Genomic DNA, 15,594 nt, shown 5'->3' on the forward strand with positions numbered 1-15,594 from the left:
AGTCACTTTTCATCTGTTTGTCATAAAAACTACTTACTATCTGCACAGTAAAATATTGAAACATTAATAAAATGCTAAAGTTCACACGAAAAGTGTTTTATAATAAAAAAGTTACAGTTGTATTTTATTTGTAACAATCAAATGAGGTACACTATGTAAACATTTTTGGTTAGGTGTGTTACTCAGCCTCCTAATCCAAAATTAAAATAAAAAAGCTATTAAAAGTTTATTTAACTACACGGGAAAATAAAATGAAAATTCAACTTCGCAAAACGGCTCTATCACTTGCTATAGCAGCATGTGTTGGTGTGAGTGGTGCTGCAATTGCAAACGAAACAACCTCAGCAATTAAAGGTCAAATAAAGGGGCCAAATGGTAACCCTGCTGCAGGAACTAAAATTACTATCCTACACGTTCCTTCAGGCTCAGTTAAAACAACTGAGACTAACGACGCTGGTTACTTCACAGCAAAAGGCCTTCGTGTTGGTGGTCCATATAAAGTAGTTGTAGATTCTGACACTTATGCAGATCAAGAGTTCAATAATATTATTCTTAATATTGGTAACGATTACCCTGTAAATGCTTCTTTAGAGAATATATCTAACATCGAGCAAATTGTAGTTACAGGTGCTCCTATCAGTGCTATGTCTGGTGGAACAGGTCCTGCGTCTACTTTTACGCTGACGGATCTTGAAAACCAACCAGCAATCAACCGTGATTTAAAAGATATTATTCGTATTGACCCACGTATTACAATTGATGATAGCCGTGGTTCAATCAACTGTGGTGGTGGTAACCCACGTTACAACAGCTTAACGCTTGACGGCGTTCGCATGAACGATAACTTCGGTTTAAGCTCAAACGGTTACCCAACTATCCGTGCCCCTTTCTCTTTCGACTCTATTGAACAAGTTTCAGCTGAGCTAGCCCCTTTTGACGTTCAATACGGTGGCTTTACATCGTGTAACATCAACGCTGTAACAAAATCGGGTGGCAACGACATTCACGGTGGTGTTTTCTTCGATTACACAAGCGATTCAATGAAAGGCGATGAAATTGAAGGTAATGAAGTTGATAACGGTAACTACACTGAAAAGCGTTACGGTTTCAACGTAGGCCTTCCGCTTATTGAAGATACATTATTTTTGTACACTTCATACGAAAAACTTGAAGGTGTTCGCCAGTTTAACTACGACGGTTTAAACACTGGCAGCGTAACAGCTGAAGACATTACCCGCATCACAAATGCAGCTCAATCTGTATATGGTTACGATGTTGGCGGTATGCCATCTAGCATGCCTGTTGAAGATGAAAAGATCTTAGTAAAACTAGATTGGAACATCAACGAAGATCACCGTGCAAACTTAATTTATAACTACAACGACGGTAATACAATTTCTCAGTCGGATACAGGTTCTAGCCGAGTTTCTTTATCAAACCATTTCTATGATCAAAGTGCTGAATTTACTTCAATTATTGGCTCTGTATATTCTGATTGGTCAGACGATTTCTCTACAGAAATTCGTTTAGGTAAATCAGAGCTAGATGCAACTGTTCAGTCATTAGATGCTGCAAGTAGCTTTGGTGAAATGCAAATTCGTACTGATAATGGCGGTACTGTATTTATTGGTCCAGATGATTCTCGTCAATCAAACGACCTAGATTACGACACAACTACATTTAAAGTTGCTGGTACTTACTACTTAGACCAACACACTATTACTGCTGGCTATGAATATGAAAATCTAAGCGTTTTCAACTTGTTTGTTCAGCACACGGAAGGTGAATACCGTTTTGGTTCAATCGATGAGTTTGAAGCAGGTATAGCCGACCGTATCTACTACAACAACTCAGCTGGAACAAACGATCCAACTGATTCGGGTGCTAGTTTTGAGTATGCTCAACACACGTTTTATGTACAAGATGAATACGCATTTACTGACTTAGATGCAACCATTCAGTTCGGTTTACGTTACGACAAGTACACAAGTGATGACGTTCCTAACTTTAACGAGAACTTCACTAATCGTTACGGTTACAGCAACCAGTCTACATTTGATGGTATTGACTTACTGCAGCCACGTGTTGGTTTTCAATGGTATGCAACAGACGAGCTTGAAGTACGCGCTGGCTTAGGCTTGTTCTCTGGTGGTAACCCTAATGTATGGCTGTCTAACTCATACTCAAATGACGGTATTACACAAATTGCTACAAGAGAGAGTCAACTAAGTAATTATGATTCTGATTCAAGAACTATTGACTTATTTAATACTCCAAATGTGAATGGCGGTACTCCTGGCTTTGAGGTTCCACAAGAACTTTATGACATTATTGGTGCTACAGAAATAGGTTCTGGTGATGGTACAGTTAACGCTGTAGACCCAGATTTTGAAATTCCTTCAGAGTGGAAATACTCACTTGGTGCTACATACACAACTGAAGACGAATACGTAATATCTGTTGATTACTTATACTCGAAGAAAAATGATGCTGCTGTAATGCGTGACATTTCACTTCAAGAAAGCGGTGAAACTACGTTTGATGGTCGCCCTATTTATGAAAAAATCGATGGCCGCAGTGGTGATTTACTACTTACTAACGTAAGCGGTAATAGTGGTGATTCTTCAGTTATTTCTGCTGCAATAAGCAAAATGTATGACAACGGCATTAACTTTAGCTTTGGTTATGCATACACAGACGCAGACGATGTAAACCCAATGACTAGCTCTACAGCCGGTTCTAACTACGGTAACATCGCGCTTTCAAACCCAGGTAACCCTGGTGTTGCGTCTTCAGATTATGAAATCCCGCACCGTTTCACTATGACTCTTGGTTACAAACATGAGTTTGTAGACGGCTTTGAAACACGCTTTAACCTTTACGGTGAGGCATATAAAGGCTTACCGTACAGCTTTACGTTTGACGGAAGCGATAGTGTTTGGGGTGATGATAGCTGGAATGGTAGCCGCCAATTACTTTATGTTCCACTTGAAAACGATCCTAACGTTGTTTACAACATGTCGGCTGATGAAATCAATGAATTCAATGACTTCATTGCTTCTGAAGGACTTAAACGCGGTGAAATTGCAGGTCGTAACCAACAAAATTCAGATTGGTTTGTTAAGTTTAACTTTAAGATTACACAAGAACTACCAGGCTTTATGGATGGCCATAAAGGTGAAGCATTCTTCGTAATCGACAACCTTACTAACATGCTAAATGATGACTGGGGCGTACTTAAGAAAGGTCCTTTCGTAGGCGCAAGCATGATCTCAACATCTTTAGATGACCAAGGTCGTTACGTTTACTCAGACTTTAATGCAAATAACGCAAATACTTCAGTACAAACTGGTGCTTCAGTATGGGAAATGCGTGTAGGTGTTCGTTACACGTTCTAATTTGATTAATTAAATTAGTCTATTTAAAAGCCCACTTTGTGGGCTTTTTTATGCCTGTAATTTATTTTTTAATTTTTCAAAAATAGCGATTAACTGGCGTTGTTCATCATCCGACAGGCAGCTTAATAATGCTTGCTCCCATTGCAATGCTTGTGGCGTTATTTTTTCGTATAAAGCCATACCCTTATCACTTAACATCAAAAATGCAGCGCGCTTATCATGCTTATTTAACTCGCTATAAATAAGCCCTTCATCTATTAGCGTTTTTACCGCTCTTGATACTGTCGACTTATCCATATCTGCTTGAGTACATAACTGCTTTGCTGTGCTTTGACCTAATTGCGCTAAATTAGCAATTATTCGCCACTGAGGAATAGTTAAATCAAACTCTTTTTTATAAATGCTTGAAAAATCATTACTTACCTGTGTTGCTAAGTGTGTTAATTGATAGGGTAAAAATGTCGTTAAATCTATTTTCATATTGAATCACTTATTTATTTACACACGACTTTTATCTGTTCACTTTTATTTACAACGGTCATAATCAGTGTATTTGATATTAGTCTCACTTGAGAGTATCTTAGCGTAAATAACAAAAATATAACACTCCCCCATTTTTACAGGAGTCAGTAATGGCGACACAATTAAACTACATGACCGGCTTTGGCAATGAATTTGAAACCGAAGCCCTGCCTGGTGCATTACCGATTGGGCAATTTAGTCCGCAAAAAGTAAAATATGATTTATACGCAGAGCAATTCAGTACCACTGCATTTACCGCTCCTCGCGCCGATAACCGCCGCACTTGGATGTATCGTATTCGCCCATCGGTTGTGCAGAGCGATTATACAGCCATAGACAATGGCTTAATTAGAACCGCTCCCATTACCGAAGTACCGACTCCACCAACCATGCTGCGCTGGGATCCAATTGATGTACCAACAAAACCTACAGATTTTGTTGACGGGCTTATCACCATGGCCGCTAATGGTAACGCTAATGGTCAAGCGGGTATCGGTATTCATGTTTATGTTGCCAATAAATCAATGGACAATCGCTATTTTTATAATGCCGATGGCGAAATGTTATTTGTACCGCAACAAGGTGAACTACTACTTAAAACAGAGCTTGGGCATTTAACTATTAAAGCCGGCGAAATTGCCGTTATTCCGCGTGGTATTAAATTTCAAGTAATGTTACTAACGGACACTGCGCGTGGCTATATTTGTGAAAACTACGGCCATGCCTATGTCCTTGCTGAGCGCGGCCCTGTGGGTGCCAACGGTTATGCGAATGATCGTGATTTTCAATATCCAGTAGCGGCTTTTGAAGATATTGAGGGTGATTTTGAACTGATTGCTAAATTTAATGGCAATATGTTCCGTTGTGATATTGGTCACTCACCCCTTGATGTTGTTGCTTGGACAGGCAATAGTGCGCCTTACAAATACGATTTGGCTCGCTTTAATGTCATGAATACCGTTAGCTTTGATCACCCCGACCCTTCAATCTTTACCGTGCTAACTTCACCATCGGGTACTGAAGGCGTTGCAAATATCGATTTTGCTATTTTCCCACCGCGTTGGATGGTGGCTGAAAACACCTTCCGCCCGCCTTACTATCACCGTAATATTATGAGTGAGTTTATGGGCTTAATAGAAGGGGTATATGATGCAAAAGAGCATGGCTTTGTGCCAGGTGGCATGAGCTTACATAACTGTATGTCGCCGCATGGTCCTGAAGCAGACGTATTTGAAAAAGCATCAAACGCCGATTTAGAGCCACAACGCTACGATAATACGTTGGCGTTTATGTTTGAGTCACGTTATGTAATATCGCCGACTAAATACGCATTAGAAGGTAAAGAGCGCCAAGCTAATTACACTGATTGCTGGCGCACAATCAAAAAACACTTTAATGGCAATCAAGGATAATCAGATTATGAAGCTTTATACTTATTTTCGCTCATCTGCAGCGTATCGTGTTCGAATCGCATTAAATCTAAAAAATATTGATCATCAATTGGTACCTGTTAACTTATTAAAATCAGAACAGCAAAGCACAGATTACTTACAGAAAAACCCACAAGGACTGTTACCTGCTTTAGAAACAGAGGGCGGCGTATTAGGTCAATCTTTAGCAATTTTAGAGTACCTTGAAGAGCAATACCCTGAAACACCATTACTGCAAGGTAATGCATGGCAAAAAGCACACATTCGCAATTTAAGTTATGCAATTGCGTGTGATATTCACCCTATTGATAATTTACGGGTGCTTAAATATTTAAGTAGTGAACTCAATGTCGATGATGAAGCAAAAAATAAGTGGTACCGACACTGGGTTAAAGTTGGTTTTGATAAAATAGAACAAATGCTCGATAGCAAAAATACATTTTGCGCAGGCGACTCGCCAAGCTTAGCCGATGTATGTTTAGTGCCGCAGGTATTTAATGCCATTCGCTTTAAAGTAGATATGGCTGCTTATCCTAAAATAGCAGCCGTTTATCAGCGTTGTAATGAGTTGACTGCCTTTAGTGATGCAGCCCCAGAAAATCAACCCGACGCAAACTAACTTTTTAAAGCACTGTGTATTACAGTGACGTGCTCAATTAAGTCTAAGCCCAGATCAGTTAAATAACCGCCATCTGGGCTATCAATAACCCCTTTATCAAACAAACGTTGTGCTGCGCTTAATAAAGCGGGTTCAGCGTCTGAATGGAGTTTAATGCCCTGCATTTTGCTCTCGCGTGGGAATTTTGCAAGTAGTGTAAATTCGTCAATCATAGTTTGATTAAATAGCATATGTGTTCACCTTTTTATTGTTCTGTGTTTTACTAAAACTGTCCCACTTACCCTAGCATGTTTTTTAACTAAGTGTGCTTTTTTTAAACACGTTAATTTTGAGGTTATTTATGCGTTATTATTTTACTTTCTTTATTGTTGTTTTATGCGTGTATTTTCCAGCTTTAAGCTACGCTAACGCAATAAAAACGCTTCCTATTGTTGATGCTACCCAGCTTATAAACACTAACGCTGAGTGCTGGTATGATAATAAACGCTATAGCGAAGGCGCCATACTGCAGGTTCATTCCGTTACGCTTATTTGTGCTGCTAAATACCCTCAACATAACAACAGCCAGTTAATTTGGCTAAAGCTCGACAAACAAGGTAACCTTATTTACCCCAAGAAACCCTCTACTATTACTGTAAATTAATCAAGAGTAACAATCTGGAATATGCCGGCCATCACCAAACTATTAAGATGCGGTGGGATACGTTACAATACATTCAGTTTAAAAAAGCAGTGTGACTATGAATAATCAACCAAAAAACCCACTACATGGGGTAACTTTAGAGCAAATTCTAGTTGAGCTAGAACAACGTTTAGGCTTTAAAGCAATGGGCGAGCAAGTAAATATCAAATGTTTTACCGATTCGCCAAGTATAAAATCAAGCTTAAAATTTTTACGTAAAACGCCTTGGGCAAGAGATAAAGTAGAAGCGCTTTATATCCATACCATTAATAACAAGCCGTTACGTAAGCCTAAAAACAAGCCTAAGCAGTTTGAATCTTCACAACCTGATACATCAGGTTTTGTATGGCCTTCTATTAAAAAATAAAAGGCTCAAAAAATAGCAATGGCGTAATACATACGCCTTTCTAATCAGGTGTTTGCTCTTGGCATATTACATTTAGCGACGCAGGGTGAATGCTCACCACCACTTTTTCTGCAGATTTAACCTCGCCATCAATCACGTAATTTAGCGTTTCATCTGCGCTTATTTCTACACGTTTTGCATTGGTATAATGCGAGTTAATAGCAAGATGCGTTTGCGTAATACTGCTAAACATCAGCTCTGCAATACTTAATACCGTGGTTTCATTATCTTTGTTTGGCGTTAACCAGTTTACATCCAATAACCCATCGCGGTGATCGGGTTGCCCGCCCCCTTGTGCTAATAACGTAGTGAATGGGGCAGCATTTGCCACAATAAAACTATTTGTATTAATAGTCTCAGGCTCATTATCATCTAATTTAACTATTAGCTGTTGCGCTTTATTTTCGCCAAATGAGTGTAAAAAACCATTTAAATAAGCAAGTTGACCTGATTTATTTTTAGACTCTCGATCTGCTTTTTCAATCATTGCATGCTCAAAGCCAATACCAATTAATAATAACATTAGTTCATCATTACAATACGCGGTATCAATAAGGTTAGCTTGACCATCAATGATTAAATCACATGCTTGCTCAACAGGAATAAATTTAGATTTTATCCCCATTAATACATGAGCGAGTGCATTTGCTGTGCCCAGTGGTATTATTCCTAATCGACAAGACGTACCCACCAACACACTGGCAACCTCAGTTACAGTTCCATCTCCACCACAAGCAATAATAATATCGGGGTGGCTTTCTATAGCCTGTTTAGCCAATGTAATGCCATTTTGTTCTGGCGTAGTTTTTAAAATGGTTAAATCGTAATACGCAGATAAACGCGCAATAATTAAATGCTCTTTTTCAGACCACAACTTAGTACCTGAAACCGGATTAGCAATTAAGTACGCTTTGTTTTTTATCAGTAGCTCCCCCTTACGGTGGCGCTTAACTAAATGGCGTAATTGGCGTTTATTAAGATTGGCAGTTTCACGTGTTTCTTTTATTTGTGCAAGAATATCATGCACATCCGCATCTTTATTTTGACTCAATAAATATGCCGCCATAACAAACACCGAGCGTCCACGCCCTAATGCACAATGCACCACAACACGACGGTCTTTTTTAATATGATGATGAATCCAGTTAATAGCTTGGTTTAACTGTGAGTGTGTAGGCACACTGTGATCAAGAACAGGAATATTTAAATAATCGATATTTTCTTGGGTAGATGTCCATTCAAGGCCATCAAATTCACAGGTAACGTCCAAAACAGCGGTAATGCCATTTTCTTTCAATGTGTCTATATCAGAAGGGAATAAACGACATGCTAAAAATAGATTATCGTTTATTTGCTGAATAGGCGGTACCTTGTCACGCTTTCGTGACCACGCATTATAAATTTGCGCACCTAATAAAAAAGGCACAAAGGCCCAGCGAATGTAAAAAGGGATAACGCCATTTTCGCGTTTTCTAAATACTTTCCCTGCGTTAAAAAAATAAGCACCGCTGACTAATAATAACGATAGTGCAGTCCAAAAAAACGCAACTGCAAAGTAAATGGAGTTAACCGTTAATCCCAATACTATAAATACCAATGCTGTTACAAGATAACTTACTGCAGCCCACATGTGCTCTCCTTAAAGTTGTTAGCGCAAAATTAACGCTTTTAATATAGCTCGAAGAATGCAAGTAGCACGCCAAAAAGCAACTATTCTTATTTACTGTGTTTAGCTCTATAGCGCAAGCTCACATAAAACCAGCTAAAAATATTAAGCTATTGATAATAAATAACTATATCTTTATTTTTGTTTTCCTATTTTAGCAACTCAATGCTAGTCTTTATTTATGATATTGGCCATAAACTATTTGTATATAAGGCTAGTCCTTTCTTTTTTACAATAGTAAGGGTCAAATATTCATAGTAACTTAATAACTTAGTGCATTAATTATCAAATGGCATAAGTAATGTTTTCATTGCTGGACGTAGTGCAATAAGCACGGTTTCTTCTGTTAACTCAGGAAACAGCATTTTTCGTAATAACAATCCGGCCATCACTGAAAAAATCACATTAATACGGCTCTCTAATTCTTGCTCTGAATGTGATTTTATTAAACTACTTTCACTCACTAATAGATCCCGCATTCTGTTACGCGCTTGCGTGTCAGCATCACGTAGTAGCAAAGCAACTTTTTTATTTCTACTAGCCTCTGCCATCATATCTAGGTCAACAACGCTGGCTCCGGTGTCCATATGACGCTGTACGCCATGATGTAGACCATCAAGTAACACCGTTAAAATATCACCGGGTTGTTCTTCAAACTCTTGAAATATAGAAAACATTTCTTCCATATCTTTTTCAATAATACGCTCGATTATTGCTTCTTTACTATCAAAATAGTTATAAATATGGCCTGCACTCATACCTGCTGTTCTTGCTATTTCAGCCATACCGGCGCCATGGTAGCCTTTGCGACGAAAACAATCCGCAGCAGCTGTTAATACCTGTTCACGACGCGCTTGTGCTTGCACCGGATCAAGGTGTTTTTTATTTTTAGAATTCATTCGACACTCCATTATCGAGTCACTAGACTCGAAATGTTTAACGTTTATCCCTAAACAATAAAGAGATAAGCGTTAAACAGTATTACTTTACTACGGATAAATCTGCCATAACTAATTGGTTTTATGCATATTAGTTATTTTGAGGAGTAGTTACTTCCCAACCACCGCCAACAGCTTTGTACAAGTTAATTTGACTTGCAAGCAGCGCTTGTTGACCGGTGATCAGTTGTTGCTTTGCGCTATACCATGTTCGCTGAGCGTCGAGCACTTGCAAAAAGCTATCGACCCCTTTATCGTATCGCGCCTGTGATAGGTCATAGGTTATTTTTCGGCTTTGTAGTAGCTGCTCAAGCGCATTTAATTGCGCATTGAAACCTTCTCTATCAGCAAGCACATCAGCAACTTCGCGAAACGCTTGTTGAATTTTTTGCTGATACGTTGCTACAGCAACTTGTTGCTCTGCATTAGCGACATCTAAATTAGCTTGGTTACGTCCCATACTAAAAATAGGTAAATTTACCGACGGTATAAAGCTCCATGTACCTGCCCCTGCATCAAATAAATTACTTAAATCACGTGATGCACTCCCTGCATTGGCTGTTAAACTAATACTTGGGTAAAACGCCGCACGCGCAATACCTATATTGGCATTTGCAGCAAATAATTGGTGCTCAGCCGCTTTTATATCAGGACGCTGTGTTAGTAGATCAGATGGAAGGCCGACAGGAACAGCGGGTAAATCAAGTAATTTGTTCAACTCTTTAGTCGGTAGTAAGTCCTGACTCACCGGTTTACCTACTAATAAATCAAGCGCATTTTTATCACGTTTTAATAAACGCTTATACGTTGCAATATCAACCTTTGCAGTAGCTACGGTACTTTTTAATTGCTCTAGCGTAATTTCAGAGGCAGCACCTAAATCAACGCTTTTTTGCGTTAAAGATAAAGACGCTTGCTGCGATGACAATGTCTCTTGAGCCAAAGCAAGTAATTGCTGATCGGTCGCATAATTAAGCCACGCATTTGCCAGTTCAGAAATCAACGACACCTGCATGCTGTACTCACTAAGCTGCGTAGAGTAAAGCGTTTGAAGTGCTTGCTCTGATTGATTACGCACTTTGCCCCATAAATCTAACTCATAAGCGGTCATACCCACAGTTGCGCTGTATTGGGAGCTAATTTGAGGCTGACTGCTGGCTGATAAATCAGCAGGTAAACGCTGACGACTTCCCGTCGCGTTTAAATCAAGTGACGGATACAGAGCCGAGTCTTGAATTTGATATAAACCACGTACTCGCTCTACATTAAGCGCTGCTATTTGCAGGTCTTTATTGTGCTCAAGGCTTTGTGATATCAGTGCTTTGAGCTTTTCATCATTAAAAAACTGCTGCCATTTTAATGATGAAACTTGCCCTTTGCCTGCCTCTGATGCATACGCATCAGGGACAGGTAAATTAAGCGTTTCTTGCTGAGGAGCTAACTGACATCCAGATAAAATGGCTAAAGTTAAAGCACTAAAACTGATTGTTCTTACACTCATTATGCTTCCTCCTGCGAGGTAGTTTTAGCTTTTCCTGAAAACAGTCTACGCACTAAAACAAAAAATAAGGGTACAAAAATCACCACCAATGATGAAGCTGCTAGTGTTCCACCAATGATTGAGATACCTAAGGCGTTTTGTGCACCAGAGCCTGCACTGGAGGCTATTGCAAGCGGTAGTACACCACAGATGAATGCCATTGAGGTCATTAAAATAGGGCGTAAACGAAGTCGTACGGCTGCAATGGCTGAATCAACTAAGCTCAGGCCTTCATCCATTTTATGATTTGCAAATTCAACAATTAATATCGCATTTTTAGAGGCAAGCCCTATGGTGGTTAATAAACCAACTTGTAGGTAAATATCATTTGATAAATTACCTAAAAAAGCAGCCATAACAGCCCCCAATATACCCAGAGGTACAATCATCATTACTGCAAATGGGATAGACCAACTTTCATAAAGTGCTGCTAAACACAAAAATACAAATAATAGTGAAAGGCCATAAAGAAGCGGCGCTTGACCACCACTTGAACGTTCTTGGTATGAAATAGCAGTCCATTCAGAGGCAATACCATTAGGTAATTGCTTTACTAAGCGCTCCATTTCATCCATAGCTTCACCTGTACTGTAACCTGGCGCAGCACTACCTTGAATTTCCATAGCTGAAAAACCATTATAGCGCTCTAAACGAGGTGAGCCATAAGACCAATACGAACTAGCAAACGCTGAGAATGGCACCATGTCTCCGTTTTTATTTCGTACATACCACTTATTTAGATCCTCAGGTACCATGCGCGCATCAGCCTTACTTTGCAAATATACCTTTTTAACGCGGCCACGGTCGATAAAATCATTAACATAACTACTACCCCAAGCAGTCGAAAGTGTACTGTTAATATCACCTTGTGATAAACCAAGAGCTTCAGCTTTTGCAAGGTCAATATCCAGTTGTAATTCAGGCATATCTTCTTGGCCATTAGGACGAACACCTGCCAGAATTGGGCTTTGACTTGCCATACCCAATAACTGATTACGCGCTTTTAATAGCTCATCGTGTCCTAAACCAACTCGGTCTTGTAAAAACATATTAAAACCATTCGCAGTGCCAAGTTCAATAATAGCCGGAGGTGGGAATGCAAACACAAACGCCTCTTTTATCGTTGAAAAATAGCCCATGCCTTTTCCTGCAACCGCTCCCACTGATAAATCGTCACGTTGGCGCTCATCCCAGTGCTTTAAGCTCACAAAACCAATGGCTGAGTTTTGTCCTGAGCCTGCAAAACTAAAACCGGTAACCGTGAAAATTGAGGCAACAGCTTCAGATTGTTCTTCTAAATAATGGTTTTCTACTTTTTTAACCACTTCAAGCGTTTGCTCTGTTGTAGAACCTGCTGGCAGCATAACTTGGCTAAACAGAATACCTTGGTCTTCGTCCGGTAAAAACGCAGTGGGTAAGCTTGAAAAAATAGTGACCATACCACCGACAATCAAAACATAACTAAGCAAATAACGTTTAGAGTGCTTGATCATTCGCCCAACAAAGCTTTGTGCACCTCTATTAGTTTTATCAAAACCACGGTTGAAGCCTGAGAAAAAACGACCAATAAAGGTACCATCAGTATGCACATGACTCGGTTTTAATAACGTAGCACACAATGCAGGTGTTAAAATAAGCGCCACTAATACCGACAACCCCATTGCTGTTACCAGCGTTATAGAAAACTGACGATAAATAACCCCTGTAGAGCCACTAAAAAATGCCATAGGAATAAATACCGCCGACAGCACCATGGCAATACCCACAAGCGCGCCCTTAATTTCATCCATAGACTTTCGCGTTGCTTCGACCGCAGAGAGCTTTTCTTCTGTCATTAAACGTTCTACGTTTTCAACTACCACTATCGCGTCATCGACCAACAGACCAATGGCCAGTACCATGGCAAACATAGTGAGCGTATTAATTGAATACCCAAAGGTAAATAGAACGCCAAATGTACCTAAAAGCACCACAGGTACAGCAATTGTTGGGATAATAGTTGCTCTAAAGTTTTGTAAAAATAAGTACATAACAACAAACACTAGTACTACGGCTTCTATTAAAGTATGTACTACTTTTTCAATTGAAAGTGCAACAAAGGGAGTTGTGTCATAAGGCACAACCGCTTCAAGCCGCTGTGGGAAAAAAGGCTTAAGCTCTTCAAGTGCATCCTTTACTCCTTGCGCGGTATCAAGTGCATTAGCGCCACTGGCTAACTTTACGCCGAGTCCCGATGCTGGTTTACCATTAAAACGAGCAACCACACCGTAGCTTTCACCGCCAAGTTCAACTTCGGCAACATCTTGTAAGCGAACAACCGACCCATCGCTGTTAGTTTTTACTAAAATATCTCTGAACTGCTCTGGTGTTTGTAATCGACTTTGCGCAGTAACAGTTGCATTAAGCTGCTGCCCAGCAAGTGACGGCATACCACCGAGTTGCCCTGCTGACACCTGTGCATTTTGTGCTTTAATTGCTGCCGATACATCGCTGGGGGTTAGCTTATAGTTTTGTAATTTAGCCGGATCGAGCCAAATACGCATTGCATATTGAGAGCCAAACAGCTCCACTTCACCTACACCATCTACACGCGACACAATGTCTTGCACGTTTGACGATACATAGTCTCCAATATCAATATTAGTCATACTGCCATCTTGCGACACAAAACCAACAACCAACAAAAAGCTTGATGATGATTTTGCCACTACTACACCTTGGCGCTGAACTTCTTCAGGCAATAATGGCGTAGCGGTCGCTAATTTATTTTGTACTTGAACTTGGGCAATGTCTGGATCGGTCTCGGCATCAAATGTTAATGTCAGCGTTGCTGATCCGCTGGACTGTGAGGTTGATGACATGTATAACAAGCCATCTAACCCTTTCATTTTTTGCTCAATAACCTGAGTTACCGAGTCTTCTAATGTACGTGCAGATGCACCTGGGTAGTTAGCCGTAATGGTAATCGCTGGCGGCGCAATAGACGGATACTGAGCAACAGGTAGGCTTTTAACGGCAATAATACCCGCAAGCATAACCACAATCGCCAATACCCAAGCAAAAATAGGCCTATCGATAAAAAATCGTGACATAAAACTCTCCGTTATTGGCTATTATTTGCAGAAGACTGCACAGCAGTTGCCGTAACAGGTGCACCTGGGCGAATCTTCTGTAGCCCTTCCACAATCAATTGGTCGCCATCGGCTAAGCCTTCGCTCACCAACCAATTAGCGCCTAAAGTTCGCTCTACTTTTAATACACGGCTTTCAACTGTGTTGTTTTTGCTAACAACCATAGCTGTAGGATCACCTTTAGTATTACGGCTCACACCACGTTGTGGGGCTAATATTGCGTCTGACTTAACACCTTCAACGACTTCAGCACGTACATACATTCCCGGCAGTAGTAGCTTTTCAGGGTTTGGAAATTTAGCACGCAGAGTCACCGAGCCAGTACTTGGATCAACGGTCACTTCTGAGAACTGTAATGTACCTTTATGAGGATATACTGAGCCATCCTCCATTATTAGTTCTACATCGGTTTGTGTTGTAGAGTCGACACCTAAAGCACCTGATGCTAGCGCTCTTTTGAGTTTAGTTAGCTCATTACTTGATTGGGTTAAATCCACATAAATGGGGTCAAGTTGCGTAACCGTTGCCAGTGCGCTTGTTTGGCCTGCGCTAACTAATGCGCCGACCGTCACGCTTGATTTACTAATCTGGCCGCTAATTGGCGAAGAAACATGGCTATAATCAAGGTTAATTTGCGCACTTTTTAACTGCGCTTGTGCCGTTAATAATTCTGCAGAGGCTTGCTTAGAAGCAGCATCAGCTTCGTCAAAATCTTGCTGGCTTACGGCTTTAATTGCTAATAATTCTTTATAACGAGACGCTTTAGATTTACTGCTAGCAATACTCGCTTCTGCGCGAGCAACCGCCGCTTTACTGGCGGCTAATTCTGCTTCAAAAATATCAGGGTTGATTTGGTAAAGCGCTTGATCTTTTTCAACCTGAGTGCCTTCTTCAAATAAGCGTGATTGCACAATTCCACTTACCTGAGGACGAATTTCAGCAATTTGAAACGCACTTACACGCCCTGGTAATTCTTTTTTAAGTGTTATTGCTTGGCTTTTTAATGTGACAACACCAACAGGAGTCGCTGCAGGGGCAGAAGCACTGGGTTGCTCAGCTACCTGATCGCAGCCACTTAAAGCAACAGAACCAACGAGGGCTGAAAATACAAAAAAAGCGATGCGGGAGCGCTGCATGTTAAATACCTTTTAGTTTAGAATGAACGATCATTCTAAACTATAGTACAACAATTAAAAATAGCCACTGAGTAACATTTACACATTTTTACAATTGACTATAGTTGTCACCAAATAAACTCAAAC

The 15,594-nt window shown here is 40.2% G+C and carries 12 protein-coding genes; 5 read left to right on the forward strand and 7 right to left on the reverse strand.

The features are described 5' to 3' along the window. The first annotated feature begins 251 nt into the window (after nt 1–251). Complete coding sequence (locus FLM54_RS18280; RefSeq protein WP_178957283.1) at nt 252–3,398, forward strand: TonB-dependent receptor; 3,147 nt, start codon at nt 252–254, stop codon at nt 3,396–3,398. Between the two features lie 48 nt (nt 3,399–3,446). Here the strand turns inward: FLM54_RS18280 and FLM54_RS18285 are convergent, their stop codons facing one another. Continuing rightward, nucleotides 3,447–3,878 (reverse strand): MarR family winged helix-turn-helix transcriptional regulator, encoded by a 432-nt coding sequence (locus FLM54_RS18285; RefSeq protein ID WP_178957284.1) that lies wholly within the window; start codon nt 3,876–3,878, stop codon nt 3,447–3,449. Between the two features lie 152 nt (nt 3,879–4,030). On the opposite strand from FLM54_RS18285, the gene hmgA reads away from it, so the two are divergent. Both hmgA and maiA read left to right on the forward strand, forming a co-directional pair. Further along, nucleotides 4,031–5,332, forward strand: a complete 1,302-nt coding sequence (hmgA, locus tag FLM54_RS18290; protein ID WP_178957286.1) for a homogentisate 1,2-dioxygenase — start codon at nt 4,031–4,033, stop codon at nt 5,330–5,332. Between the two features lie 7 nt (nt 5,333–5,339). Continuing rightward, nucleotides 5,340–5,969: a maleylacetoacetate isomerase gene (maiA, locus tag FLM54_RS18295; RefSeq protein WP_178957288.1), complete on the forward strand. Its 630-nt coding sequence runs from the start codon at nt 5,340–5,342 to the stop codon at nt 5,967–5,969. On the opposite strand, the gene FLM54_RS18300 is transcribed toward maiA, so the two are convergent. Next, entirely contained in the window at nt 5,966–6,199 is a 234-nt protein-coding gene (locus FLM54_RS18300) for a TIGR02647 family protein (protein ID WP_008464346.1), read from the reverse strand. The two genes, maiA and FLM54_RS18300, sit on opposite strands and share 4 nt — an antisense overlap. Before the next feature lie 110 nt (nt 6,200–6,309). Here FLM54_RS18300 and FLM54_RS18305 point away from each other — a divergent pair, with 110 nt between their 5' ends. Both FLM54_RS18305 and FLM54_RS18310 read left to right on the forward strand, forming a co-directional pair. Next, complete coding sequence (locus FLM54_RS18305) at nt 6,310–6,612, forward strand: DUF1496 domain-containing protein (RefSeq protein ID WP_178957290.1); 303 nt, start codon at nt 6,310–6,312, stop codon at nt 6,610–6,612. 97 nt (nt 6,613–6,709) lie between these two features. Beyond that, nucleotides 6,710–7,018, forward strand: a complete 309-nt coding sequence (locus FLM54_RS18310) for a VF530 family DNA-binding protein (RefSeq protein WP_178957292.1) — start codon at nt 6,710–6,712, stop codon at nt 7,016–7,018. 40 nt (nt 7,019–7,058) lie between these two features. Here the strand turns inward: FLM54_RS18310 and FLM54_RS18315 are convergent, their stop codons facing one another. The 5 genes from FLM54_RS18315 to FLM54_RS18335 form a co-directional block, all read right to left on the reverse strand. Next, nucleotides 7,059–8,687 carry a diacylglycerol kinase family protein gene (locus FLM54_RS18315; RefSeq protein ID WP_178957294.1) on the reverse strand — a complete coding sequence of 543 codons (1,629 nt, stop codon included), beginning with the start codon at nt 8,685–8,687 and terminating at the stop codon, nt 7,059–7,061. 314 nt (nt 8,688–9,001) lie between these two features. Next, entirely contained in the window at nt 9,002–9,622 is a 621-nt protein-coding gene (locus FLM54_RS18320) for a TetR/AcrR family transcriptional regulator (RefSeq protein ID WP_178957296.1), read from the reverse strand. A gap of 130 nt (nt 9,623–9,752) precedes the next feature. Continuing rightward, the gene (locus FLM54_RS18325) at nt 9,753–11,162 is read right to left on the reverse strand and encodes an efflux transporter outer membrane subunit (protein WP_178957298.1); all 1,410 of its coding nucleotides are present in this window, start codon (nt 11,160–11,162) and stop codon (nt 9,753–9,755) included. After that, a complete protein-coding gene (locus FLM54_RS18330; protein WP_185981943.1) occupies nt 11,162–14,293 on the reverse strand; it encodes an efflux RND transporter permease subunit in 3,132 nt (1,043 codons plus the stop codon). The genes FLM54_RS18325 and FLM54_RS18330 overlap by 1 nt, the downstream gene beginning before the upstream one ends. A gap of 11 nt (nt 14,294–14,304) precedes the next feature. Beyond that, the gene (locus FLM54_RS18335) at nt 14,305–15,468 is read right to left on the reverse strand and encodes an efflux RND transporter periplasmic adaptor subunit (protein ID WP_178957301.1); all 1,164 of its coding nucleotides are present in this window, start codon (nt 15,466–15,468) and stop codon (nt 14,305–14,307) included. Nucleotides 15,469–15,594 lie beyond the last annotated feature (126 nt).

Source organism: Pseudoalteromonas sp. Scap25, from assembly GCF_013394125.1.
Taxonomy (GTDB): domain Bacteria; phylum Pseudomonadota; class Gammaproteobacteria; order Enterobacterales; family Alteromonadaceae; genus Pseudoalteromonas.